This window comes from Rhodanobacter sp. AS-Z3 (genome assembly GCF_029224025.1).
Classification (GTDB): Bacteria; Pseudomonadota; Gammaproteobacteria; order Xanthomonadales; family Rhodanobacteraceae; genus Rhodanobacter.
In genome coordinates this window covers 657273-683543 of record NZ_CP119392.1, presented here as the reverse complement: position 1 = coordinate 683543, position 26271 = coordinate 657273, and the positions used below count along the sequence as shown (strand labels likewise).

The following is a 26271-nucleotide window of genomic DNA, read 5'->3' as shown; positions in this document are numbered from 1 at the left end:
AGAATCAGCCCGGTGAGGGAGGCAGGGCGAGCTAGCCAAGCCACCCGACAGCACCCATCAGCCTATTTCCGGAACTCAGCTCGCCGTCTGGGTCCCACCCAACCCCTTCAAGCGCTTCTTCTCCAACCTGCGTGCGATGCGCGCCGCCTTGCGGATCTTGCGGTCGTGGTTCCACAGATAGATCGCCGGGGTACTCAGCAGCGTCAGCAACTGCGATACCAGCAAACCGCCGACGATGGCGATGCCCAGTGGCTGGCGCATTTCCGAGCCGATGCCGAAGCCGATCGCCAGCGGCAATGCCGCACCCATCGCGACCAGGGTGGTCATGGTGATCGGGCGGAAGCGCACCAGTGCGGCTTCGCGGATCGCCTCGGGTGCGGACAGGCCGCGTTCGCGTTCGCCGACCAGGGCGAAGTCGACCATCAGGATCGCGTTTTTCTTGACGATGCCGATGAGCATGAGGATCGCGATGATGGCCATCATCGAAATCTGCGTCTGCGTGACCAGCATGGCAAGGAAGGCGCCGGCACCGGCCGCGGGCAGCGTCGACAGGATGGTCAGCGGGTGACCGAGGCTTTCGTAGAGAATGCCGAGCACGATGTACATCGCCAGAATCGAGCCGAGCAGCAGCACCACGCCGTTGGATTTGAATTTCTGCAGGCGCTGGTTGGCGCCGGTGTATTCGACCTTGATGCCCGCCGGCAAGCCAACCGCGAACGCGGCCTGCTCGACCAGTTTCACGCCGCGATCCTGCGGTACGTCCTTGGCCAGGTTGTAGCTGATGGTGGACGCTTCCAGCTGGTTGTGATGACGCACGCGCAGCGGAGCCATGTTCGGCGCAATCGTCGCCACGGCGGACAGCGGAATCATCCGGCCTTGTTCGTTGCGCACGCGAATATTCAGCAACGACTCCGGACTGACGTTCTGCTCGGCACCGGCACTGAGCACCACCGCATATTGATTGATGTCGGAATAGATCTGCGATACCTGGCGCTGACCGAACGAGTTGTACAGCGCCGAATCGATGGTGCCGACGCCGACGTGCAGGCGCGCCGCTGCCTCGCGATCAATCTTCAACAGTTGCTGCTTGCCGACCTGGTCGAAGTTGCTGCCGACATCCTGGAATTCCTTGGTGGTGCGCATCTGCCGCACCATCTTCAGCACCCACGGCTGCAGGTCGCCACCGTTGTTGCTGATCAGCTGGAATTCGTACTGGCCGCCACCGTCACCGCTGCCGCCGCCACCGAGAAACTGGGCAGCGCTGACCGAGACTTTCACGCCTGACAATTTGTCGTACTGCTTGGACAGGCGCTCGACAACCTGCTTGATGCCTTCGTCGCGTTGGCCCGGTGCGCGACCACGTGGCTTCAGGTCAACGAACATCTGCGCGCTGTTGCCCACCGCGCCACCGCTGTTACCGCCACCCAGCATGGTCAGCTGATCGACGACCGCCGGATCGGCCTGCATGATCTTCGAAACCGCCAGCGTGCGCTCGGTCATCTCCGCTGGCGAAATATTGGCATCCGCGCGGATATCCACCTGCAGCTGGCCGGTGTCCTCGTCCGGCATGAAGGTGCCGCCGGCGGTCTGCGCCACCGCGAAACCCAGCGCGAAGGTGAGGAACAACAAGGTCAGCGGCTGCCAGCGCATCAGGCGGCGGTGACGCATCGCCCAGTCCAGCGCGCGCTCGTAGGTTTGCAGCATTTTTCGATCGAAATTTTCCACCGCCTGCTCGAGGCGCCCCGGCGGCTTGCGCTCGGCCGGTTCGTGTTCGAGCAGCCATGCGCACATCGCCGGCGTGAGGGTGAGCGACACCAGCGCCGAGATCACCACCGCCGCGGTCAGCGTCACCGAGAACTCGCGCAGCAGGATCACCAGCATGTTGTTGCCGAACAGCAACGGCGCGAACACCGCCACCAGCGACAAGGTGATCGAGACGACGGTGAAGCCGATTTCGCGCACGCCGATCAGCGCCGCCTGCATCGGCGGCTCGCCGCGTTCCATGTGACGCACGATGTTCTCGATCACCACGATCGCATCGTCGACGACAAAGCCGATGCAAAGCACCAGCGCTACCAGCGACAAGGTATTGAGTGTGTAGCCAAGCAGCCACATCACCACGAACGCGCCAGCCAGTGACAGCGGCACACTCATGGTGGCGATCAGCGTCGGCCGCAGCCGGCGCAGGAACACCAGCATCACCAGCACCACCATGGCGATCGAAATCAGCAACGCCACCTGCACCTCATGCAGCGCCGACTTGGTGGTTTGGGTCAGGTCGAACACCGGCGTCATGGTGATGTTCGACGGCAGCGACGCACGCAGTTGCGGCAGGCGCGCACGGACCGCCTCGACCGTGGCAACCGCGTTCGCTTCGGGTCGCTTGCTGATCTGCAGACCTACGGTATGTTGATCGTTGAACCACGCGGCCTGATATTCGTCCTGCTGACCGCTGTAGACCTTGGCCACATCGGACAGCCGCACTGGCGTGCCGTTCTTTACCGAGATCAGCAGACGGGCGAACTGATCCGCCGTCTGCAGACCGTCGGTGGCGCTGACCGTGGTTTGGGTCTTGCCATCGCTGAGGATGCCCTGCGGTGAGGTGACATTCGCCGCGCGCAGCGCGTTGGCCACGTCGTTGGCGGTGAGGTTCTTCGCCGCCAGAGCGGAGGTGTCCAGCTCGATCCGCACGGCATGCGGCGTACCGCCGAAAACCTGCACCTGGGCAACACCGTCAATCTGCGCCACCGCCGGTTTCAGCAGGGTGTCGGCCAGGTCGAACAGCTTGTCCTGCGGCAGGCCCTTCGAGGTCAGGGTGAGAAACAGGATCGGAATTTGCGAGGTATCGAACTTGAAGTATTGCGGCGGCGACGGCATGCCGGTGGGCAGGTCGACTGCGGCGGCGTTGATGGCTGCCTGCACGTCCCGCGCGGCGCTGTCGGCGGTGCGATCCATGGTAAAGCGCACCATCACCGAGGCGGAGCCTTCGCTGGCGTTGCCATACATCTCGTCGATGCCGGGAATACGCCCCAGGTGCCGCTCCAGCGGTGCCAGCACCGTGTTGGCCATCGTCTGCGCGCTGGCACCCGGCTGCTGCGCGACCACGTAGACGCCGGGGAAATCCAGCGACGGCAAGGCGGCCACGCCGAGCAACATGTACGCCCAGATACCGGCCAGCAGCAGTCCAATGGCCAGCAGCGAGGTGCCGACCGGGCGGCGAATCAACGGCGCAAAGATATTCATCGCCGGGTTACCGCGAGCTGGCGTCGGTGCGACGTGGGGATGAGCAAGGGAAGAGTTCCGTTCATGCGAGCTTTATGCCCGCTTGCAGGCGATGGCGAATGTGCCTGAAGTACCCACCCTGCCGGAAGGCAGGGGTAGAACAGCACCGATCTCGCCTGCAGGAGCGCGCCCGTTCGGGAGCCAACGGCTATTTCGGCAAGGCCGGCATGTGCTGCTGCAACAGGCGCTGACGCTGGATCTCGGCACGCAGGGCTTGTCGTGCCGCCTTGCGCTCGCGTCGATCGTGCTGCCACAGATAGATCGCCGGCGTGCTCAGCAGGGTCAGCAACTGGGACACCAGCAGTCCGCCGAAAATGGCGATGCCCAGCGGCTGGCGCATTTCCGAGCCCACTCCGAAACCGACCACCAGCGGAATCGCCGCACCCATCGCCACCAGCGTGGTCATGGTGATCGGGCGGAAGCGCACCAGTGCCGCCTCGCGGATCGCCGCGGGTGCGGACAGGCCGCGTTCGCGCTCAGCGACCAGCGCGAAGTCCACCATCAGGATCGCATTCTTCTTGACGATACCTATCAGCATCAGGATCGCGATGATCGACATCAGGGTGAGTTCGGTCTGCGTCACCAGCATCGCCAGGTACGCACCCATGCCGGCGGCAGGCAGCGTGGACAGAATCGTCAGCGGGTGAATCAGGCTTTCATAGAGAATGCCCAGCACCACGTACATCACCAGGATCACCGCCAACAGCATCAGGCCGGCACCGCTGGCCGCCTCCAGCAACTGTTGATTGTCGCCGGCGTATTTCTTCTGCACGCCCGGCGGCAACAGTGTGCCGGCAACCACCTTGTCGACCAGTTTCATGCCCTGCAATACGCTGACGCCATCGGCCAGGTTGTAGCTGATCGAGGCGGATTCGAGCTGGTCGACGTGGCTGATCTGGACCGGTGCGATGCTGGGCGCAATGCTTGCCAATGCCGACAACGGAATCATCTGACCACGACTGTTGCGTACATGGGTCTGCAGCAGGCTGGCCGGGGTCAGGGTCCGCGCCGCCGATGAGGTGAGCACCACGCGATACTGGTTGGTGTCCGAATAAATGATGGATACCGGCTTCTCACCGAAGGCGTCGTAAATGGCCCCATCGATCGCCGCCATGCTCACTTGCAACGACGCGGCGGTCTCGCGATCCACCGTCAGCAGCTGCTCCTTGCCAATGCTGTCGAAGCTGGTACCGACATCGCGAAAATCCTTCATGGCACGCAACTGCTGGGCGAGTTTCAGCGTCGGCTGCTGCAAGCTGGCGCCCGCACTACTGGTCAGCTGGAACAGGAATCGCCCCTGACCTCCACCACCACCGCCGCCACCGCCACCAAGGAACTGCACCGCGCTGAGCGTGACGTCCACGTCCGCCAACAGCTTGTACTGCTGATCAAGCCGCTTGATCACGTCCTTGACCTTGTCGTGACGATCTTGGGGGCCGTTGCCGTACGGCTTGAGGTCGATGAACATCTGCGCATTGTTGCCGACCGACCCGCCGCCACCGCCCAGCACGGTGGATACGTCGAGCACCGCCGGATCGGCCTGCATCACCGCGGCTACCTGCTGCGCACGGGTAGCCATCAGCGTCGGCGAGATGTTCGCTTCGGCGCGAACGTTGGCCTGCATCAGGCCGATATCTTCGTCAGGCATGATGCCGCCGCCCGCGGTCATCGCCACCGCCACCGCCAGCAGCGCGGTCAGCACCAGCAAGATCGCCGGTTGCCAACGCATCAGCCGGCGATGGTGCAAAGCCCAGTCAAGCGCAACCTGGTAACGCTGCAACAGGCCGTTGTCGAATCGCTCCAGCATCTGCTGCAACCGATTCGGCTCGCGCTGGTCAACCGCATGCTCACGTTTCAGATAGCGGCCGCACAACGCCGGGGTCAGGGTCAGCGAGACCACTGCGGAAATCACTACCGCCGCGGTCAAGGTGACCGAGAACTCGCGCATCAACATGGTGAACATGTTGTTGCCGAACAACATCGGTGCGAATACGGCAATCAGCGACAAGGTGATCGAGATGACCGTGAAGCCGATTTCGCGCACACCGAGCAGGGCCGCCTCCAGTGGCGGCGTGCCGCGCTCCATGTGACGCACGATGTTCTCGATCACCACGATCGCATCGTCCACCACGAAGCCAATGCACAGCACCAGCGCGATCAGCGACAGCGTGTTCAGCGAGAAGCCCAGCACCCACATCACCACAAACGCGCCAGCCAATGACAATGGCACGCTGAGCATCGCAATCAGCGTGGGGCGCAGGCGCCGCAGGAACACCAGCATCACCAGCGCCACCATCACGATGCTCATCAGCAGCGCGATCTCGACCTCGTGCAGGGCCGACTGGGTGGTCTGGGTCAGGTCGAAGATCGGGGTGATTTGCACGTCCGCCGGCAACAACGCGCGAAACTCCGGCAGCTTGGCTCGCACCGCGTTGGCGGTGGCCACCGCGTTGGCGTCGGCACGCTTGCTGATCTGCATGGTCACCGCGCGCTGGCCGTTGAACCAGGCGGCCTGATACTGGTCTTCCGGCCCGCTGCTGATCCTGGCCACGTCGGACAGCCGCACCGGGATACCGTTCTTCATCGCGATCAACAGGCGACCGAACTCCGCCGGATCATGCAGGCTGTCATTGGCAGTCACCGTCATGCGGGTGTAGCCGTTGCTGATCACACCTTGCGGCGAGGTGACATTGGCCGCACGCAGCGCATTGGAAACATCGTTGACGGTGATGCCCTTGGCAACCAGCGCGGGCGTGTCCAGTTCGATCCGCACTGCATGCGCCGCGCCGCCGAATACCTGCACGCGTGCCACCCCGTTGACCTGGGCTACGGCCGGCTTGAGCATGCTGTCAGTCAGATCGAACAGCTTGTCCGGCGGCAGGCTGGTGGAGGTCAAGGCCACCAACAGCACCGGAATCTGTGAGGTATCAAATTTGAAGTACTGCGGTGGATTGGCCATGCCAGACGGCAGGTCGGGCGCGGCCGCATTGATCGCCGCCTGTACCTCACGCGCGGCGCTGTCGATGTTCACGCCGAAATTGAAAATCACCATGACCTGGGCGCTGCCGTCATTGGCCGTCCCCATCATCATGCGTACGCCCGGAATGCGGCCCAGATGCCGTTCCAGCGGCGCCATCACCGTGCTGGCCATGGTCGGTGCGCTGGCACCAGGCATCTGCGCCGCCACGAATACGCCAGGAAATTCCAGCGTCGGCAAGGCGGCCACGCCCAGCAGCAGATACGCCCACAGCCCGGCCAGCATCAACCCGATGGCAAGCAGCGAGGTGCCGACAGGGCGGCGGATCAGTGGTGCGAAAATATTCAAATGGCCTCCCGGACGCGCAAGCATAACGGGAGAGGGCCTGCTGCCGGCAACCTGGGCGTCGGCAATTGCACGCACGGTCAAGGAAGTGAACGTCCCTGTTCATTCCGCATCCTCAGTCCTTCCCTGGTGTCCACGTGCCGGCCTCCCTGCCGGCTTGATGGCGTTGTTCGCTCAGCGCAAGGTCGGGCTGTAACGCAAGGTCAGGAAACCCGTTCGTCCGGGCTGGTTGAAGTACCAGACGGTTTCGTAGTGGTGATTGAACACGTTGGCAAGGCGCGCCTCCAGCTGCCAGCTGGGTGCGAAGTGCCAGCTCGCACGCAGGTCGGTGGTGGCATAACCGCCGAGGGGATGACGGTTGCCGACGTCGTCGAAACTGCGACCGGCACCATTGACGGTGGCGCCGATGCCCCAATCGCCGATGCGCCGATCCAGATCAATCCGCGCGGTGTGTTCGGGCCGGCGTGGCAACACGTTGCCGTCGTTCGCCCCGCCATCGTCGTTGCGCGGTTGCAACCACGTCGCATAGCCCTGCAGCTGCCAGCCGGCGAGCGTCACGCCAAGCTGGGCTTCCACACCGCGGATGCGAACCTTGCTGATGTTCATTGGAAAGTAGTTGCTGTCCAGCGCGATCAGCTGGTCGATGCGAGTCTGGTAGGCATTCAACGCCCAGTTCCACGACGACAGTTGCTGGCTCAGGCCCAACTCGGCGCTGCGTGACTGCTCCGGCTTCAGGGTCGGGTTACCACTGCCATACGGGTAATAAAGGTCATTGAACGTCGGCGCGTGGAACGCACTGCCGTAGCTGGCCGACAATTTCAGACCGCCATCAAAGTGATAACCCCACGCGGCGGCGCCAGTATTGTGATCGCCGAACTGGCTGTTGTGATCGCGGCGCGCTGACAACTGCAGTTCGTTGCGGCCAAAGCTGCCCTGGTACTGAACGTAGCTCCCGGTGTTGTTGCGAAGGCTGGCGAGGTATCCGGTGTCGCTGGCAATCTTCTCGCCCTGCCAGTCGATGCCCAGGGTCAGCAATTGATTGGCGGCGAGGCTGACATCGTTCTGCCATGAAGCCTGGTTGCGCCGCGAGTAGATGTAGCCGACGAAGTTCTGGTTCTCGTAATTATCGTAACGATCCAGGTTCTGGCCCACGCTCAGCGTGGTCTTCCAAGCTTGCAGCGGGTTGATGCTGAAGGCGGTTCCGGCCGTCTGCTGCACGGTGCGGCTGCGGTTCTGGTAACTGCCGTCGAAATGAATCTCGCCCAGGCTGCGCAGCCAGCTGCCGCTGAGTTCGGCGCCGTTGTCCCAGCGGTAGCCACCGTTGGCCACCAGGTTTTCGTTGCGGTACGGATCGTTGTCCGGCTCATTCGCATAGCAGCCGGCGAACACCGTGCCCGCACCATCGCGACAGGCATTGATGCCGCGCGTGTGCTGCGCACCCACGGCGACGTTGTACCAGCCGTGGTCACTACCGCCGGACAGGCCGAACTGGCCGCGCAACAGATTGTGGCTGCCCGTGGTGACACTGAACGAAGACAGCAGACCGCCGTCGGGCGAGCCGTGCCGGGTGAAGATCTGGATCACGCCGCCGATCGCGTCGGCGCCGTAGAGGCTGGAGCGCGGCCCACGCACCACTTCGATCCGTTCGATCTGCTCCACCGGCAACTGCTCGAACGCGGCCAGCCCGCTGCCGATGCCGCCGATGCGCACGCCGTCGATCAACACCAGCGTATGTGCCGAATTGGTCCCACGCAGGAACAGCGAGGTCTGCTGGCCGTAGCCGCCGCTATTGGCAAAGCTCACCCCGGGCAACCCGGTCAGCAGGTCGGCCACGGACAGCGGCTGCAGGCGCTCGATATCAGCGCGGGTGATCACGCTGACCGACGACAGCGCGTCGTCCACCGTGATCGCGGTACGCGTGGCGGTGACAATCACCGCCCCGGGATTGGTCGCCTCGCCCTGGTCGGCGGCATGCGCCGCAACGGTGAAACCGAGCAGCGTCGCTGCCAGCAAAGTCTTCTTCATTTCCGATCCTCGGCCGCGCACCCGCGCACGGCCCATCAATGTCATGGACTGGAAGCAAACAGAGGAAAGACGAAACAACGGGCAGCCAGCAGCGACCGACACGCGGTTCGGCCTCGCCCACCGCGAGCCACCAGGAATCGTTCGGGCCGGTCTCCGGGCTGACGAGTGGCATGCGGTTTCCTGCATGCCCCGAACGGCGCCTTCCCGTGCACAAGCACAGTGGCATTCGCCGGTCGTGGATCTCGCTTACCGTTGCGGGGGCAGCGCCGGCCTTGCAGTGTTAGTGAACACCACGCACCGGCTTCCCGTTTCATCCCTCGGCACGAAGCCTGCGGGACACCTGAACCGCGCCACTGTATTGGCAACGCCGCTGGGGTGCAACGCCATCCGTTTTGGCGAGCAACAATTCAGCCCACTCCAGGAAGGGCCTTGCCGAAGTCAACGAGAACGTCCGACGAGATGGTTCGGGTTGACCGCTGCGCGTTAAGGATGCTCTGATTTATTCCCCGTCTGCGGCATCATAGCCAGCAGTCCCCAGGAAGCCCATCGCCGATGAAGCAGCGTTCGTTCGCCTCGTTGAGTTTTGAAGTCAAGAAGAAGCCGACACGTCGTGAGCGGTTTCTGGGTGAGATGGACAAAGTCGTGCCGTGGGCCGACCTGCTGGCGCTGATCGAACCGAGCTATCCGACCTCCGGTCGTCGCGGTCGCCCGCCGATGGCGGCATCGACGATGCTGCGGATCCACTTCATGCAGCAGTGGTACGCACTGAGCGATCCAGCGATGGAAGATGCGTTGTACGAGATAGAGTCCATGCGCCGGTTTGCCGGGCTGGAGCTGAACGAGGACGCGATTCCGGACGAGTCGACGATCCTGAAGTTCCGTCGCTTCCTGGAGCAGCACGGCCTGGCGGTGAAGATCTTCGAAGCGGTCAATGCGCACCTGAGCGGCCAGGGCCTGTTGCTACGCCAGGGCACGATCGTGGATGCCACGATCATTCAGGCGCCGTCCTCGACCAAGAATGCGGACAAACAGCGTGACCCGGACATGCGCCAGACGAAGAAGGGCCAGCAGTGGTACTTCGGCATGAAAGCGCACATCGGGGTGGACGTGGAATCGGGGCTGGTGCACACGGTAACCACGACACCTGCCAACGTGGGCGACGTGACGGAAGTGGACAAGTTGCTGCACGGCCAAGAGAAGACGGTGCATGCCGATGCCGGCTACCAAGGCGCCGAGAAACGGGCACCCAAGCGCGGCCGCACGTGGCATATCGCGGCCAAACGCGGCAGCGTGAAGGCGATGCCCGAGGGCGAGTTGAAGGATGCGGTCAAGCACACCGAGCACATGAAGGCCGCGGTTCGAGCCAAGGTGGAGCATCCGTTCCGGGTGGTGAAGCGGCAGTTCGGCTATCAGAAGGTGCGCTTCAAGGGCTTGCTCAAGAACACCGCTCAGATACTCACGCTGTTCGCGCTATCGAATCTGTGGATGGTGCGACGAACGTTGCTAGCGTCCGCAGGGGAGGTGCGCCTGTGAGGCGGGAAATCGAGGCGATTGGGGGTAACCCAGCACGGCGATGGCGGCGATATGCCTCACAATCTGCCTTTTCGTCGTAGTCAATCCATATTTTTAGCACGGCCGTCTGGACGGCCATTTTGAACTTAATTGATCAGAGCATCCTTAACGACTTCTTTTCAAATGCCCGCTGCATTTCATCATGAAATTCCGAAATTCAAGGCTTTGCGCGAGGAAAGCCAGGATAGCCTTGCTTATAAACGCAAGGACTTGCGTTATTGCCTATAAATATCGCAAGTTTTTACTGATTAATAATATTTATTGAACATTTTGTTGACGCCAGCAATTGAGTGGATTTATGTTCGGAGCAGCCGGCTGCTGGATGCAATGGCTACAAGGCGACGGCATGGGCTATCTGCCTGACCACCAGGAATATTCGGCGAATTTCAGTCTGTGCTTGACCAGTGCGCGTTCGGCATGCTGTCCAACTATCTACTTTGAATTACGTCACTCGGCTTTCGGGCCTTCAATCCGGGGAGATTCATTACCAATGAGCAGCCACAATAAAAATCGCAATCCAGGCTGGCGCCGCACCGCGCTGGCGCTGGCACTGAGCATGAGCCTTGGCGGCGTCGCCATGGCCCAGTCCACCACGGGCTCGATCTTCGGTCAGGCACCTGCCGCCGCTGGCGAAACCGTCGTTGCCACCAACACCTCGGGCCTGTCCCGTGAAGTGGCTGTCGACAGCGCCGGTCGCTTCCAGATCAGCAACGTGCCGGTGGGTACCTACACGGTCTCGCTCAAGAAGAATGGCGCGGTTGTCGATTCGAAGAATGTCTCGCTGGCTCCCGGAGCGGGTTCGAACGTCACCTTCAATGCCGAAACAACTTCGCTCAGCGCCGTCACGGTGCAGGCCAATGCGCTGCCGTCCATCGACGTTTCCAGCGTCAATTCAAGCACCGTCATCACTGCCGCCGACCTGCAGCGGCTGCCGATCGGTCGCAATGCGGAGTCCATCGCGCTGCTGGCACCGGGCACGGTCAAGGGTTCCAGCTACTTCGGCAACGCCGTCGCCTTCGGCGGCTCCAGCGTGTCGGAGAATGCCTATTACGTGAACGGCTACAACACCGGCGAACCGTACAAGAACCTCGGTGGCTTCTCGCTGCCTTACGGCGCGATTGACCAGCAGGAAACCCTGACCGGCGGCTACAACGCCAAGTACGGTCGTTCCGACGGCGGCGTGATCAACCAGCTCGGCAAGCGCGGCACCAACGAATGGCACTTCGGTGGCCAGGTGGTGTGGTCGCCGCGCTTCCTCGAAAGCTCGCCGGTCAACAATCGCTACGGCAATCCGGCGATCCCCGCTGACCTCGCCAATCCGAACAGCCTCAACGGCGTCACGCATTATGAGCTTGAAGATCCAAGCAAGCCGGGTACGCTGAACCAGTATCGCAACGACAACAAGCGTTGGGACACCACCTACTCCGCCTACCTGGGTGGCCCGCTGATCAAGGACAAGCTGTTCCTCTTCCTGGCCGCCGAAACCACCAAGTCGCAGGTCACCAACGTGGAATCTGCTGCCTCGCAGAAGGTCCAGTACCTCAGCGACACGCACACCAAGTTCTACGGCAAGTTGGACTGGAACATCAACGACAGCAACATCCTGGAACTGACCGCGCTGAACAACCGCGAGTCCGACGGTGCCGGATCGACCTACGTCTTTAACAACAGCACGCTGAAATCGGGTGCGTTCTCCAACCCGAACGATGTGACCAAGGACAACGCGCAGTTCTACCTGGGTCATTTCACCAGCTACATCACCGACTCGGCCACGCTGAGCATCCTGTACGGCAAGGCCCATTTCCAGGACCCGACCATCTACGGCAACAAGAGCCCGCTGCCGTTTATCTCGCGTCCGTATAACCAGAACCCGGCCTACCTGCCGCCTGGTACCGGCCCGAATGGCATCGTCAACGCGCAAGGCAACACCACTTGGGTGTCGCCGAAGGCAACCAACGCTACCCATGGTTTGCGTGTCGATTTCGATTATCGCCTTGGCGATCACGACTTCGCCGTCGGTATCGACAACATGAATTATGCGGCCGCACATCAGGGTCCGGATCAGCAAAATCCGTTCAACCCGGCGGTCAACTACTACTGGCGTTACTACCCCACCTACGTGCAGAAGCGCACCGTCGGCTGGGCCACCAGTATGACTGCGACCCAGAAGGCCTACTATTTGCAGGATGACTGGCAGGTCTCGTCCAATGTGTTGCTGAGCATTGGCGTGCGCAACGATCACTTCACCAACTATAACGATGTGGGCAAGGCCTTCGTCGACGAAAAGAACCAGTGGGAGCCCCGTATCGGCGCCAGCTGGGACGTGAACGGCGATTCTTCGTTCAAGATCTACGGCAACGTTGGTCGTTACTATCTGGCCTTGCCGGACAATGCAGCTGAACGTGCTGCGAACCGGTCGACCTACCTCACCGAGAAGTTCAACTATTCCGGCATCGACGCAAACGGCGTCCCGACTGGTCTGGTTTCTCAGGGTCCGGCAACGTCGCCCGATGGCGAGTACGGCCTGCCCAAGGATGCCAAGGAAGTCACCGCGCGCAACTTGAAGCCAGAGTACGTGGATGAGTTCATCGCCGGCTTTGACAAGAAGCTCAACGACAACTGGACCTACGGTGCCAAGGCTTCGTGGCGTGATCTGAAGACTGCTATCGACGACGAGTGCTCGCCGGATCGGATTGCGACCAAGATGACCGGCATGGGTCTTGATCCGAATGACTATTCAGACTCGATCTACGGCCCGGCTTCGTGCCGTCTGATCAACCCCGGCCTGACCAACGACATGTTGATCAGCAAAAACGGCGGCGGTAACAGCGTCATCGTCCCGATGACCCAGCAAGACTGGGGCTTCATCAACGGGGTTCGCCGCAAGATCGGCTCCATGAACCTGTACCTCGAGCATCCATTCGACGGCAAGTGGATGGGCCGTGTGGACTACACCTTCAGCCGCGGCTTCGGCAACACCGAGGGTCAGGTGCGTTCCGACTTCGGCCAAGGCGACGTGTCCAAGACCGAAGACTGGGATGCATGGCAGCTGATGGATGGCCAGGATGGCGATCTGAGCAACGTCCGCAAGCACCAGATCCGCTTCCGCGGTGCTTACCAGATCACACCGGAATGGCTGGTGTCTGGCACCTTGCTGGCACAGTCGGGCACCCCGAAGGAGTGCCTGGGTTACTACGGCGCGTATGGCGTGGGTGACCCGGCCGGCTACAATGCCGGTGGCAGCGGCAACTACCACTACTGCCACGGTGTTCGCTTCACACCGGGCTCGGCTGGCCACACTCCGTGGACCGAACAGCTCAACCTTGGCGTGCATTACGCGCCGGCGTTTGCTGATCACAAACTCGGCTTCAATCTGGATGTGATCAATGCACTGAATCAACAGCGCGCAGTCCAGACCGATGCGGCTGGCGAGAGCGCATACAACCTTGGTCCCAACGCAAAGCCGGTGCCGCTGCCCGACGTCGTCAACATCAACAACAGCTATGGCGACGGCATCTTCTGGCAACCGCCGCGCACCGTTCGTATCTCGGTGCAGTACGACTACTGATAGCTGATACCGGCTGAAACTGGCCAACAGAACCACCGACCCTCGGGTCGGTGGTTTTTTTGTTCCGCAGAATGGCGTACCGCATAAATTCACACGATTGCGCGCAGCTGCACACCGACATAGGCCGAGTGTCCGACGTTACTATTCCACGATGAATTCAGACATCGTTTCCACCACAGAAGCAGCGCAGCGAGACTTGGTTCGCCACTGCATGGAGAGTGAGCAGTGGGATGCCGCTCAAAGCGCACTTGAGTCGCTCTTGTGTAGAGTTCCTGACGACATTGCAGCATGGCTAGAACTTGCAAACGTTCTGTTCAAACGAGGCCAACTAAAAAACTCAAGCGCAGTTCTTCTGCAAATTGCCCGTCGACTTCCTCGGGATGCGGCGTTCATCGTCGCCGTTGCCGAGCGACTTGTGGCGACTGGCGAAGTGCTTGCCGCCAGAAGCTGTCTGGATCTCCTTTCTCACGCACCCACATTGCCTGCCGAAATTTTGGTTGAACAGGCGCAATTGCGCCTCACATTGGGAGAGATCGAGCCTGCCAGGCTTGCAATGGAAAAAGTCATTTCCGCTGGCGTCAATTCACCCGGCGAACTTAATCTGTACGCAATGCTTCTGCAGTTCCAAGGAGAGTTCGAAAAAGCCCGCGTCGTGTTGCATCAATGCTTGCGGCGCTGGCCGCACTACGCCGACGCAGAAGTGATGCTGGTTACCCTTGGTAAGCAGAACCTGGAGTCTGGTCGATTGGACTCCGTGCGAAATCAGCTGCAGAAACTTCCTCTGGTGGACAACGATTGTGATGCGATGTTTGTGCGCGCAGAGTTCGAGTATGCACAGTTCAAGATTCTGGATGACCTGGGACAATACGTGGAGGCGTGGCCTGCGCTTGAGCGCTGCAACATGCTTATGCACGAACTCAACCATTACGACGCCATCGGACAAACAGCTTTTGTAGACGCCTTGATCGCGATGGAGTCCGCTGCCGAAATTCAGTGCGGTTCGCCTTCTTCATGCAACGAACCCACGCCAATTTTCATAGTGGGCATGCCACGCACCGGTAGCACCTTGCTGGAGCGCGCTTTGTCGAGGCATTCCGCGATCGCATCGGCAGGCGAACTGATGGACTTCTGGCGGCAGCTACACTGGTCAGCCGACGTCACACCAGCCCGCTCTGACGGACTGCTGAAGATCATCCAGCGCAGCGCCGACATCGACTATGCCGAGCTGGGCGCGCGCTACCTGAAACAGACCCAGTGGCGCGCGCAAGGCCGCAAGTTCTACATCGACAAGCTGCCGGCCAATATCCAGATGGTAGCCTTCATCCGCCGGGCCTTGCCGCACGCGCCGATCCTGCACATGGTGCGCGATCCGATGGACACCTGCTTCTCGAACTTCAAGGCGATGTTTGGCAATGTGTCGTCGTACAGCTACGACCTGCAGGCACTGGCCCATTTCTACAACCAGTACGCGCGACTGACCCGGCATTGGCACGAACAGTTGCCGGGCGCGATGCTCGATGTTTCCTATGCAGCGCTGGTGAGTGATCCGCAATCAACACTGCGCGCCGTGCTTGAGCGTTGCGGGCTGGCAATGGAAGAAAGCTGCCTGCATCCGGAGCTCAACGCGTCCCCGGTCGCCACACCGAGCAGCGCGCAGGTGCGCGAATCCATTCACACGCGCGGACTCGATCAATGGCGCCAGTACGCGAAACAACTGGAGCCATTGCGGGCGGCTATTGGTGCCGTTTGACGCAAGGGCTGTGGACGAACAGCCGTGTGATGACGAACTGATCAGAGCCCGCAGGGACCACCAGCCGGTCGCTCAGCGGCCGCCGATCCAGCTCTGCCGGATACGATATTCGTCATCCATCACCAGCAGGTCGGCGCGATACCCTGGCGCAATGCGGCCATGGCTTTGCCCCAGACCGAGGAACTCCGCCGGATAGGTGCTGGCCATGCGCACCGCTTCGTCCAGTGGCAGACCGAGCAGTTGCACGGCGTTGCGCACGGCGCCGGCCATATCCAGCGCCGAACCGGCGAGTATGCCGCTGGCGGTCTGACAGATGCCGTCTTTGGCGGTGATGGTTTCGCCGTTCAACACGTAGTCCGGGCTATCCGCGCCGACGGGTGGCATGGCGTCAGTGACCAGCAACATTTTGCCGCGTGGTTTCGCGGCGATCGCCACGCGCAGGCTGGCCGGATGCACATGGTGGCCATCGACGATGAGACCGCACCAGCTGCCGGCATCTTCCAATGCCGCACCGACCACGCCGGGTTCGCGACTGCCAAACGGGGTCATTGCATTGAACAAATGGGTGAAGCCGCGCACGCCGGCGTCCAGTGCGGCGCGCGTGGTCACGTAGTCGGCGGCGGTATGACCGGCGCAGACGATCACGCCCGCATCGACCAGCGCACCGATGCTGGCCAGCGGCACCCGATCGGGTGCCAGGGTGATCAAGCGCACGCCGGCATGCGGTGCGCACAGCAGTGCGATCTCGTCGGCGTCCGGAACATGGAAAAACTTCGCGTCATGCACGCCTTTGCGCGCCGGCGCGAGGTACGGGCCTTCCAGGTGAATGCCCAGCACGCCCGGCACGCCTTCGCGTAGCGCCTGCTCCACTGCCTGCAGCGCCGCGCGTATCACCGCGCGGTCATCGCTGATCAGGGTCGGCAGAAAGCCGGTCGTGCCGAAACGACGATGCGCCGTACCGATGCGCCGCAAGGTCTCCACCGTGGGCGCTTCGTTGAACAACACGCCGCCACCGCCATTGACCTGCACATCGATGAAGCCGGGCAACAGCATCGCGCCGCCGAGATCATGTTGATTCGCTTCGCGTACACGCGGGTCGGATGGCGGCAACAAGTCGACGATGATCTCGCCATCGAGCAATACGGCGAGGTCGTCGCGCCAGCCGTCGGGGGTGAGGACGCGGGCGTTGGCAAGTGACTGGATCATCTCGAATGTCCGTGATCAACCATGAAACATGAAACCTCACGCAGGAGCCCGCTTGCTGGCATGCCCTTCGATGGCGAACGAGGAATGCAGGAGCATCGCCCGCGAGCGGGCTCCCACGTACGCTGGATCAAACTGTCTCGGTGACCTTGTTCAAATGCGGTGGCACGTCGGGATTGAAACCGCGACGCAGCGACAGTTCACTGGCCGCGCGATAGAAACTCTGGATGATCAGCAACGGGGTCAGCATCGCGGGCACTCCCGCGGCCACCGGCAAAGTACCTTCACCGTGCTGACCTGGCGCGGCCACGAAAACCTGAGCGCCGCGACCACGGAATTCACGCGCCACCGCCAGCGTGCTTTCCAGGGTGTCGTCGTCCTGCGCAAAGCACAACACCGGGAAGTCCGGACCCACCAGGGCCATCGGCCCGTGCTTCACCTCGGCGGCACTGAATGCCTCGGCGTGCAGGCCGCAGGTTTCCTTGAACTTCAACGCCGCCTCCAGCGCGATGCCGAGGCCGTAACCACGCCCGACAACGAACAGGTTGTGGGCCTTGAGCAGACCGTCCGTCAGCGCTGACCAGTCGGCGTCCCAGTTCGCGCGCAAGGCCTCCGGCAGCACCTTCAGCGCTTCACTCAGTTCAGGATCATCAAGCCAGCGCGCACACAAATGCAGCACGGCAGCCAGCGCAGCGATGTAGCTCTTGGTCGCAGCCACGCTGCGCTCGGGGCCGGCATGCAGTGGAATCACCGTATCGGCCAGCGCCGCCAGTGGCGAATCCTCGACATTCACCAGCGCCACCACGCGGGCACCGCCGCGCTTCGCTGCCTCGGCGGTACGCAACAGGTCGGGGCTTTTGCCCGACTGCGAGATGGCGATGAACAACGCACCCTGCCATTGCTGCGCGGCGGCGTATACCGAAGTTACCGACGGCGATGCGGAGGCGGTGGCGAGACCCAGCCGGGTTTCGAAAACGTACTTCGCATACGCCGCTGCGTGATCCGAACTGCCACGCGCGCAGGTGATGATGAAGCGCGGTGGCGCCGTCCGCAGCGCATGCGCCAGCGCGGAAACTACGGTTTCATTGGCGGCGAACTGCCGTGCAACCACCGCCGCTGATTCGTGCGCTTCGGTGTACATCAAGGTGTCGCGGGCGGCCATGGGCGTCCTTCAGTCAGTATGCAGTTCGGCAACGAAGTCGTAGATATCGCCGCGGTACCAGGAGGTGGTGAACTCGACCACACTTCCGTCGTCGAGAAAGCTGCGTCGCTCGATGTTCAAGCCGGCGCTGCCCACGTTGACGTGCAGCAAGCGCGCCTGCTGTGCGTTCAGCGATACCGCACGCAGGCGTTGCAGCGCGCGGCGTGGCCGGGCACCGAGTTTTTCCAGCGCTTCGTACAACGAGTCGTGCACCAGCATCGGATCGGGCAATACGCTGGCCGGCACCACGCTGCGCTCGATCGCCAGCGGCTCGTCCTGGCCGTAACGCACGCGATGCAGGCGCACCACCAGCGAACCGGGCGACAAGTTCATCGCCATCGATTCCTCCGGCGTGACCTCGCCCATCACCCGTTCGAAAAATTCCGAACGCGGACGCAGGCCGCGCTCACGCAAATCCTCGGTGAAGCTGGTCAGGCGCGACATCGGCTTGACGATGCGCTCGGCAATGAAGGTGCCGGCGCCATGGCGCTGGGTCAGCAGACCATCCTCGACCAGCCCGGCGATTGCCTTGCGCACGGTGACGCGCGACAGCTTCAGGATCTGTGACAGATCACGCTCGCTGGGTAGCGCCTGACCTGGCTCGATATCGCGGTGCTCGACGATGTTGCGGATCGCCCGCCGCAGCCGCAAATACGCCAGCGGCTGATGGGTGGCAGGATCTTCACAGATCCGGCGGTATTCGTTGGCCAGGGCAATTTCCATGATGACAAAGATACCAATGGCAAACCACTAACCGCAAGTCCACGGCATCGAAAGTGGTTTCAGACGCAACAAAACCCGGCATTACGGGAGATTCTGTAAGTGCAATGAATTCGTATGCAGGCGGCTAGTCGCTCTGGTATTTCACTGGTACTATCTTCACGAACTCGGGCAAAACGAACCCACAAGCCGTGCCCGCCATCCGGCATCGTGTCGAGGTAACTGCGTGACTGCTTCTACCCAATCGGTCGACCCGTTCGACCTGGTGATCTTCGGCGGCACCGGCGACCTTGCCCTGCGCAAGTTGCTGCCCGCATTGTTCCATCGTTTTCTGGACGGCCAGATTCCCGGCAGTGCCCGGATCGTCGGCGTGGCGCGCGAGCCACTGGATGACGCGAGCTATCGCGCCCATTTGCGCGAGGCACTGATCGGTATTTGCGATGCGCGCCAGCTCGACGTGTTCCTGCAGCAGGTGTTCTACCGTCCGCTGGACGCGCGGAAGGACGAAGGCTGGGACGATTTTGCGGAACTGATCGGCAGCCAGCCCGAGCACATTCGCGTGTTCTACCTGTCGACCTCGCCCGAACTCTTCGTCGATATCTGCACACGGCTAGGTCACTACAAGCTCAACGAAGGCGCCTCGCGCGTGGTGCTCGAGAAGCCGATCGGCCGCGACATCGCCAGCGCGAACCAGATCAACGACGCCGTCGGCAAGGTGTTCAGCGAATCGCAGACTTTCCGCATCGATCACTACCTCGGCAAGGAGACCGTGCAGAACCTGCTGGTACTGCGCTTCGGCAATGCCTTGTTCGAACCGCTGTGGAATGCCGGCCACATCGACCACGTACAGATCACCGTGGCTGAAACGCTCGGCGTCGGTCATCGCGGCGCGTACTACGACCGCGCCGGCGCACTGCGCGACATGGTGCAGAACCACATGTTGCAGTTGTTGTGCATGGTGGCGATGGAACCACCCTCATCACTGGCACCCGATGCGGTGCGCGATGAAAAATTGAAGGTGCTGCATTCGCTCAAGCCGATCGACGCCAGCAACGCTGCCCAGCTCACCGTGCGCGGACAGTACCGCGCCGGCGTGGCCGATGGCGCCAGCGTGCCGGGTTATCCGGAAGAACTGGGCAACAACAAATCGAATACGGAAACTTTCGTGGCGCTGAAAGCGGAGATCGCGAACTGGCGCTGGGCCGGCGTACCGTTCTACCTGCGCACCGGCAAGCGCCTGCCCAGCCGGGTGTCGGAAATCGCCGTGACCTTCAAACCGGTGCCGCATTCGATCTTCGGCAGCGAGTCCGGCACGCTGGCGCAGAACCGGCTGGTGCTGCGACTGCAGCCTGACGAAGGGGTTAAGTTGTGGCTGACCATCAAGCACCCCGGCCCCGGCGGCCTCCGCTTGCGCCACGTGCCGCTGGACATGAGCTTCGCCGAAGCGTTCGGCGTGCAGCAACCCGACGCTTACGAGCGCCTGCTGCTCGACGTGGTGCGTGGCAATCCCACCTTGTTCATGCGCCGCGACGAAGTGGAAGCGGCATGGCACTGGGCCGGCCCGATCCTCGCCGCGTGGGCTGACAGCAACGAGCCGCCGCGCCCGTATGCGTCCGGCAGCTGGGGTCCGAGCGCCGCAGTGGCGTTGATCGAACGCGATGGTCGCACCTGGAATGAAGACAGTGAGTGAGTCGTCCTTCGCCACGAGCATTCACCTTGCCATCCCGACGCGTGGCGCAGGCTTCAGCCTTCTCCTCAACACGACGCGCACCGGCAGTCTTTGATTGTCCGCAGCGCCATCATCAGCCATGACCCCATCACTGAACGTCACCACCCATAGTTTCACCGACTGCAACGCGCAGGCTGCCGCCCTCGCTGAACGTATTGCCGATCGGCTACGTGCAGCGCTGAACGAACGCGGCCATGCCACGCTGGCGGTGTCTGGTGGCAGCACGCCGAAGAATCTGTTCGAGCGACTGTCGCGCGAGACACTGGACTGGGGTCGCGTGCAGATCACCCTGGTCGACGAGCGCTGGGTGCCCGAAACCGATGAGCGCTCCAACGCGCGACTGGTGCAGTCGCTATTGCTGCAACACGCCGCTGCCAACGCAACGTTTGTCCCGCTATACACCGGCGACGCTACGCCGGAAGCCGGGCTGGCCACCGCGGATGCGCGCATCGCTGCGCTGGCATTGCCGTTCGATGCGGTGGTGCTCGGCATGGGCGACGATGGCCACACTGCGTCGTTCTTTCCCGGCGGCGACCATCTTGCCGAAGCACTTGATCTGGACCGATCGGCCCGCGTGCTGCCGATGCATGCCGAAGGTGCCGGCGAGCCGCGCATCACGCTGACCCTGGCCACCTTGCTGGAAACCCGCTCGCTGTACTTGCTGGTTTCCGGCGCGAAGAAACGCGACCTGCTCGCCGATGCGCGCCTTGGCCTTGGTGCCGCGCGCGACTACCCCGTGCGTGCCGTGCTGACCCAGCAACGCGTGCCGGTGGCGGTGTACTGGTGTCCTTGAGCGCTGCCCGGTCCGCTGCTCTGCTCTCTTGATTGATTTTCGCGCACAGGGTGCGCTCCTACAAAACACGGTAATAAATCATGACCACGTTGCACCCTGTCGTCGCCGAAGTCACCGCACGCATCGTCGAGCGCAGCCGCCCCACGCGCACGGCGTACCTCGCGCGCATCGACGAGGCGTGCAGCCAGGGTGTCTACCGTCACCGCCTGGGCTGCGCCAATCTCGCGCACGCTTTCGCCGCCAGCAGCGATGCCGACAAGGCGGCTTTGCGCGGCAAGATCACGCCGAACGTCGGCATCGTCACCGCGTACAACGACATGCTTTCGGCGCACCAGCCGTACGAACCGTATCCCCGGCAGATCCGCGAAGCCGCACGACTGGTGGGCGCGGTGGCCCAGGTCGCCGGTGGCGTGCCGGCGATGTGCGACGGCATCACCCAGGGTCGCGCCGGCATGGAGCTGTCGCTGTTCTCGCGCGAAGTGATCGCGATGGCGACGGCGATTTCGCTGTCGCACGACACTTACGACGCCGCGCTGATGCTCGGCATCTGCGACAAGATCGTGCCGGGCTTGCTGATCGCGTCGCTGAGCTTCGGCCATATCCCGATCATTTTCGTGCCGTCCGGCCCGATGCCCAGCGGCATGTCGAACGACGAGAAGTCCAAGATGCGGCAGCTCCACGCCGAGGGCAAGGCAACCCGCGACGAGTTGCTGGACGCCGAGGCCGCTTCCTACCACGCACCCGGCACCTGCACGTTCTACGGGACCGCGAACTCCAATCAGATGCTGATGGAGATCATGGGGCTGCATTTGCCGGGCGCCAGCTTCGTCAGCCCTAACACGCCGCTGCGCGAAGCGCTGACCCGCGCTGCCGTGTATCAGGCCGTGGGGATGACCGCGCTTGGCGAGAACTACAACCCGATTGGCCGTGTCGTCGACGAGCGCACCATCGTCAACGGGGTGATCGGCCTGCACGCCACCGGTGGTTCCACCAATCAGTTGCTGCATCTGGTGGCGATGGCACGCGCCGGCGGCATCGTGCTGACGCTGGAAGATTTCGATGCGTTGTCCGCCGCGGTGCCGCTGCTGGCGCGGGTGTATCCGAACGGTAGTGCCGACGTGAACCATTTCCATCAGGCCGGCGGCATGCCGTTCCTGATCGGCAGCCTGCTCGACGCCGGCCTGCTGCATGGCGATGTGCGTACGGTGTGGGGTGAGGGCATGGCCGCCTACCGTCGCATGCCGACGCTGGACGAGAGCGGCAAGCTGGTCTGGAACGAAGTCACCCACAGCAGCGACCTCACCGTGTTGCGTCCGGCGAACGAGCCGTTCCGCGCCGACGGTGGCGTGCGCGTGCTCAAGGGCAACCTGGGTACGTCCGTGATCAAGGTATCGTCGGTGCCGGACGACCGCATGGTGGTCGAAGCACCCGCCGTGATCTTCCACGAGCAGGAAGAGCTGCAAGCCGCGTTCCATCGCGGTGAGCTGGATCGCGACTTCGTGGCGGTGGTGCGCTTCCAGGGTCCCAAGGCGATCGGCATGCCCGAGCTGCACAAACTGACGCCGCCACTGGCCGTGCTGCAGGCGCGCGGCTATCGCGTGGCGCTGGTCACCGACGGACGCATGTCCGGCGCTTCCGGCAAGGTGCCGGCAGCGATTCACGTGACCCCCGAAGCGATTGACGCCGGCCCGCTGGGCAAACTGCGCGATGGTGACATCGTGCGGCTGGATGCGATTGCCGGCACGCTGGAAGCGAAGGTCGACGCCGCCGAATGGGCCGCACGCCCGCAGGCGCACGTTGATCTGTCCGGCCACCATGTTGGTATGGGCCGTGAATTGTTCGCCTGCCTGCGTAATGCCGTCGGTGCTGCCGATGCCGGTGTCACGGTGTTCGGCACCCACGACCGCCATCACGCAGCGGACGTCTGATACAAACAGCACGCACAATTAACCGAATGCGTAGGGCGGGCACTGCCCGCCAACATTTCACCCCACGCGACACGGCGGGCAGTGCCCGCCCTACCTCACCCGCACCGCAAACCAGTGAGCACCCGCATGACCACCATCGAACACAAGCAGCAGCAGATCGAAGCCACCATGCGTCTGGCGCCGGTGATTCCGGTGGTGGTGATCCACGATGCCAGGCTGGCGGTGTCGATGGCGCGCGCGCTGGTAGCCGGTGGCACGCCAGCGATTGAAGTGACCTTGCGCACGCCGGCCGCGCTGGACGCGATTCGCGCGATTGCCGCCGAAGTGGAAGGCGCGATGATCGGCGTGGGCACCGTGCTTACGGCGAAGGACCTGGATGCCGCGCACAAGGCCGGCGCCCGCTTCGCCGTATCGCCCGGCATCTCGCCACGCCTGCTCGACGCAGCCGACGACAGTGAGCTGCCACTGCTGCCCGGCGTGGCCACCGCCAGTGAGGCGATGGCCTTGCTCGAACGCGGCTATCGCCACCTGAAATTCTTTCCGGCGGTACCGGCTGGTGGTCACAAACTGCTCGGCGCCTGGGCCAGCCCGCTGCCGCAGATCTGCTTCTGCCCCACCGGCGGCATCAGCCTGGCCAGCGCACCGGACTTTCTGCAACTGCCGAACGTGATCTGCGTCGGCGGCTCGTGGCTCACGCCGCCAGACAAGCTCGCTGCAGGCGACTGGGCCGGTATCGAATTGCTGGCGCGTGAGGCGGCCGGATTGTCCTGAGCGCGCACCTTTCCGGCGACACCGGTTAAGGTAGTTCTTGTACGCGGACGCCGTGATCCACACGCGCCCTTCCGACAAGGACTTGATCACGTGAATCTCGGACCACTCGCGCTTTCCTCCGGCCTGCTGGCGTTGTTGTTCGGCGTGATCGCCGGGCTCGCCACCGCCGGCTTCCTGCATCGTCGCGGCTATCCCGACGTGAGCAATCCGCTGTTCCTGATTCTCGTCCTCGGCCTGCTGGCGTCGCGTGCAGCCTTCGTAGCCGGCTGGTGGCCGCAGTATGTGCAGCAACCCTTGAGCATTTTGAATGTGCGCGACCACGGTTTCGATCCGCTCGCCGGCGCGCTCGGGGTTATCGTGCTCGCACTGCTGATTGGCTGGCGTCGGCCAACGCTGCGACGGCCGCTGGCTGCTGGTGTCACGGTTGGCATCGCGGCGGCAGCGTTCGCCGGCCTGCTGGCAATCAAACTGACCGCGCAGGCACAACTGCCGTTGCCGGCGCTGGTGGTGAATGATCTTGAAGGACACGACATCCCCGTCGCCACGCTGCGCGGCCAGCCCACCGTGATCAATCTATGGGCCACCTGGTGCGGACCGTGCCGGCGCGAGATGCCGGTGCTGGCCGAAGCGCAGCGCAGGCTGCCGCAGGTGCGCTTCGTGTTCGCTGACCAGGGCGAATCGGGGGCAGCGGTGCAGCAATTCATGAAGGTGCAGCAACTCGCGTTGGAGCACGTGCTGATCGACGCCAACCTGCAGTTATCGAATTACTACAACGTGCGCGGCTATCCCACTACGTTGTTCATCGATGCCGAGGGGCGACTGCGCGATACACACATGGGCGAGTTGTCGCGCGCGACGCTGGCCGAGCACCTGCAGCGGATCGATGTAGAGGCGCCATCGACTGCCCTGCCCACCTCCGCACCGCGCTGAGCCAATGAACGACTCCCGCGCCCCAATCACCGTCATGCTGGGACGGATTGCACTGACCGGCGTGCTGCTGTTCATCACCGTCGCAGTCGTCGTGCAGCTGCTGCGCAGTGATCTGAACTGGATCGACGCGCCGCTGAGTTTCTATCTGCTGGATGCGTACGGCCATGTACTGCAGGCGGCGTACTTCGTACTTGCCATCGCCCTGATTGCGCTGGGTGCGGGTTATTACCGCGCTCGATGCACACCATCGCAGTGCGGCGCCGTGCCTGTTGTTCGTTTGCGCCGGCATCAGCTTGTGCGTGACAGCGGTAGCGCACAGCAATTTGGCCGAACACACACCGACCCTGGAAGGCTTCGTGCACGGGCTGGCGGCGCAAGCCGCCTTTCTATGCGTCACCGTGGCGATGCTGCTGCAGTCGTGGTGGCTGCGCACCGACCCGCGTTGGCGAGCACGCTTTCCATTGGCCTTCGCCTTAGCACTGACCAGCTTCGTGGCGCTATGGGTCGACGTGCTGTGGCATGGCATGCCGCGTGGGCTGGAACAACGCGTGGTGATCGCGCTGATCCTCGAGTGGCTGCTGCTCGCGACCTTGTGGCTTCGTCGTCATCGTGCGGCGTAGGGCGGGCACAGCCCGCCGAGGCGTTGCGACAACAGCGGCGGGCTGTGCCCGCCCTACTGCCAGTGTCAGGTCGGCTGCGCGTCTTCGAGCCGCGCCATCACGGCAGCAGTGACCCGGGCGCAGCGCTGACCCATGAACGGGAACGCTTCGCTCATGGTGTTGGCCAACTGACCGTGCAGTGATGCACGCAACAGCCGGCGGGCGCGATGCAGCCGGGTCTTCACCGTCTCCGGCTTGATCGCCAGCATGGTGGCGGTTTCCTCGACCGAACACTCTTCCACGTCGCGCATCATGTAGACCGTGCGGAACGCCGGCGGCAGTTCGTCGATGGCGTGTTCGAGCAGGCCGCGGATCTGTGAGCGGGCGGCCGATACCAGCGGATCTTCGCTGCCGAATTTCGACGGGAAGCGGATCACCTGATGGCTGTCGTCGGGCGCCGCATCCACCTGTTCCAGATCGACCATGGTGTGCCGCTTTCGCAGCCGGCCGCGCGCCTCGTTCAGCACGATGGTGGTCAGCCAGGTCGCCAGGGACGAATCACCACGGAACGAGTCCAGCTTGTTGTAGGCGCGCATATAGGATTCCTGCAAGACGTCTTCGGCTTCCGCATCTTCGCCAAGCACCGCACGCGCCACCCGGAACAAGCGCTGGTTGCAGCGCTGCATGATGTGGCGAAACGCTTCGCGCTGACCGCTGCGGACCAGCGCCACCAGTGCGTTGTCATCCAGCGCGGCGTAGTCGACGGTTGCAACATGGGCATGGGCTGACATCGTGCTTCTCCTTGTGCGCCTGTTTGAGCCGAGGTGGTTTCGAAGCTTGCTTCGCCACGCTGAAAGACCAGCAGCACGACGGAGCAA

At 62.8% G+C, this 26271-nt stretch carries 16 protein-coding genes and 1 riboswitch; of the genes, 9 read left to right on the top strand and 7 right to left on the bottom strand.

Annotated features, from left to right (window positions below):
* Positions 1-75: 75 nt before the first annotated feature.
* The 3 genes from PY254_RS02910 to PY254_RS02900 all read right to left on the bottom strand — a co-directional run bounded on the left by PY254_RS02910 (position 76) and on the right by PY254_RS02900 (position 8629).
* Positions 76-3243 (bottom strand): efflux RND transporter permease subunit, encoded by a 3168-nt coding sequence (locus PY254_RS02910; protein WP_281013976.1) that lies wholly within the window; start codon positions 3241-3243, stop codon positions 76-78.
* A 187-nt stretch (positions 3244-3430) separates the two neighbouring features.
* Positions 3431-6607: an efflux RND transporter permease subunit gene (locus PY254_RS02905; protein WP_281013975.1), complete on the bottom strand. Its 3177-nt coding sequence runs from the start codon at positions 6605-6607 to the stop codon at positions 3431-3433.
* 171 nt (positions 6608-6778) lie between these two features.
* Entirely contained in the window at positions 6779-8629 is a 1851-nt protein-coding gene (locus tag PY254_RS02900; RefSeq protein ID WP_281013974.1) for a TonB-dependent receptor domain-containing protein, read from the bottom strand.
* A 126-nt stretch (positions 8630-8755) separates the two neighbouring features.
* A riboswitch (cobalamin riboswitch) is annotated at positions 8756-8988 on the bottom strand.
* A 193-nt stretch (positions 8989-9181) separates the two neighbouring features.
* Here PY254_RS02900 and PY254_RS02895 point away from each other — a divergent pair.
* The 3 genes from PY254_RS02895 to PY254_RS02885 all read left to right on the top strand — a co-directional run bounded on the left by PY254_RS02895 (position 9182) and on the right by PY254_RS02885 (position 15519).
* Entirely contained in the window at positions 9182-10162 is a 981-nt protein-coding gene (locus PY254_RS02895; protein ID WP_281012220.1) for an IS5 family transposase, read from the top strand.
* A gap of 529 nt (positions 10163-10691) precedes the next feature.
* Positions 10692-13769: a TonB-dependent receptor gene (locus PY254_RS02890; RefSeq protein ID WP_281015137.1), complete on the top strand. Its 3078-nt coding sequence runs from the start codon at positions 10692-10694 to the stop codon at positions 13767-13769.
* Between the two features lie 151 nt (positions 13770-13920).
* Positions 13921-15519: a tetratricopeptide repeat-containing sulfotransferase family protein gene (locus PY254_RS02885; RefSeq protein ID WP_281013973.1), complete on the top strand. Its 1599-nt coding sequence runs from the start codon at positions 13921-13923 to the stop codon at positions 15517-15519.
* Between the two features lie 72 nt (positions 15520-15591).
* Here the strand turns inward: PY254_RS02885 and nagA are convergent, their stop codons facing one another.
* The 3 genes from nagA to PY254_RS02870 all read right to left on the bottom strand — a co-directional run bounded on the left by nagA (position 15592) and on the right by PY254_RS02870 (position 18646).
* Positions 15592-16725, bottom strand: coding sequence for an N-acetylglucosamine-6-phosphate deacetylase (nagA, locus tag PY254_RS02880; RefSeq protein WP_281013972.1), 1134 nt, complete (start codon positions 16723-16725; stop codon positions 15592-15594).
* 127 nt (positions 16726-16852) lie between these two features.
* Positions 16853-17884: an SIS domain-containing protein gene (locus PY254_RS02875; RefSeq protein ID WP_281013971.1), complete on the bottom strand. Its 1032-nt coding sequence runs from the start codon at positions 17882-17884 to the stop codon at positions 16853-16855.
* 9 nt (positions 17885-17893) lie between these two features.
* Complete coding sequence (locus PY254_RS02870) at positions 17894-18646, bottom strand: GntR family transcriptional regulator (RefSeq protein WP_281013970.1); 753 nt, start codon at positions 18644-18646, stop codon at positions 17894-17896.
* A 223-nt stretch (positions 18647-18869) separates the two neighbouring features.
* On the opposite strand from PY254_RS02870, the gene zwf reads away from it, so the two are divergent.
* The 6 genes from zwf to PY254_RS02840 all read left to right on the top strand — a co-directional run bounded on the left by zwf (position 18870) and on the right by PY254_RS02840 (position 25414).
* On the top strand, positions 18870-20333 hold the full coding sequence (zwf, locus tag PY254_RS02865) for a glucose-6-phosphate dehydrogenase (RefSeq protein WP_281013969.1): 1464 nt from the start codon (positions 18870-18872) through the stop codon (positions 20331-20333).
* 118 nt (positions 20334-20451) lie between these two features.
* Positions 20452-21165, top strand: coding sequence for a 6-phosphogluconolactonase (gene pgl / locus PY254_RS02860; RefSeq protein ID WP_281013968.1), 714 nt, complete (start codon positions 20452-20454; stop codon positions 21163-21165).
* 80 nt (positions 21166-21245) lie between these two features.
* Positions 21246-23093, top strand: coding sequence for a phosphogluconate dehydratase (edd, locus tag PY254_RS02855; RefSeq protein ID WP_281013967.1), 1848 nt, complete (start codon positions 21246-21248; stop codon positions 23091-23093).
* A 126-nt stretch (positions 23094-23219) separates the two neighbouring features.
* A complete protein-coding gene (eda, locus tag PY254_RS02850) occupies positions 23220-23864 on the top strand; it encodes a bifunctional 4-hydroxy-2-oxoglutarate aldolase/2-dehydro-3-deoxy-phosphogluconate aldolase (RefSeq protein WP_281013966.1) in 645 nt (214 codons plus the stop codon).
* A 90-nt stretch (positions 23865-23954) separates the two neighbouring features.
* A complete protein-coding gene (locus PY254_RS02845) occupies positions 23955-24794 on the top strand; it encodes a TlpA family protein disulfide reductase (protein ID WP_281013965.1) in 840 nt (279 codons plus the stop codon).
* 215 nt (positions 24795-25009) lie between these two features.
* The gene (locus tag PY254_RS02840) at positions 25010-25414 is read left to right on the top strand and encodes a DUF998 domain-containing protein (protein WP_281013964.1); all 405 of its coding nucleotides are present in this window, start codon (positions 25010-25012) and stop codon (positions 25412-25414) included.
* Between the two features lie 65 nt (positions 25415-25479).
* Here the strand turns inward: PY254_RS02840 and PY254_RS02835 are convergent, their stop codons facing one another.
* Positions 25480-26184: an RNA polymerase sigma factor gene (locus PY254_RS02835; RefSeq protein WP_281013963.1), complete on the bottom strand. Its 705-nt coding sequence runs from the start codon at positions 26182-26184 to the stop codon at positions 25480-25482.
* Positions 26185-26271: the final 87 nt, after the last annotated feature.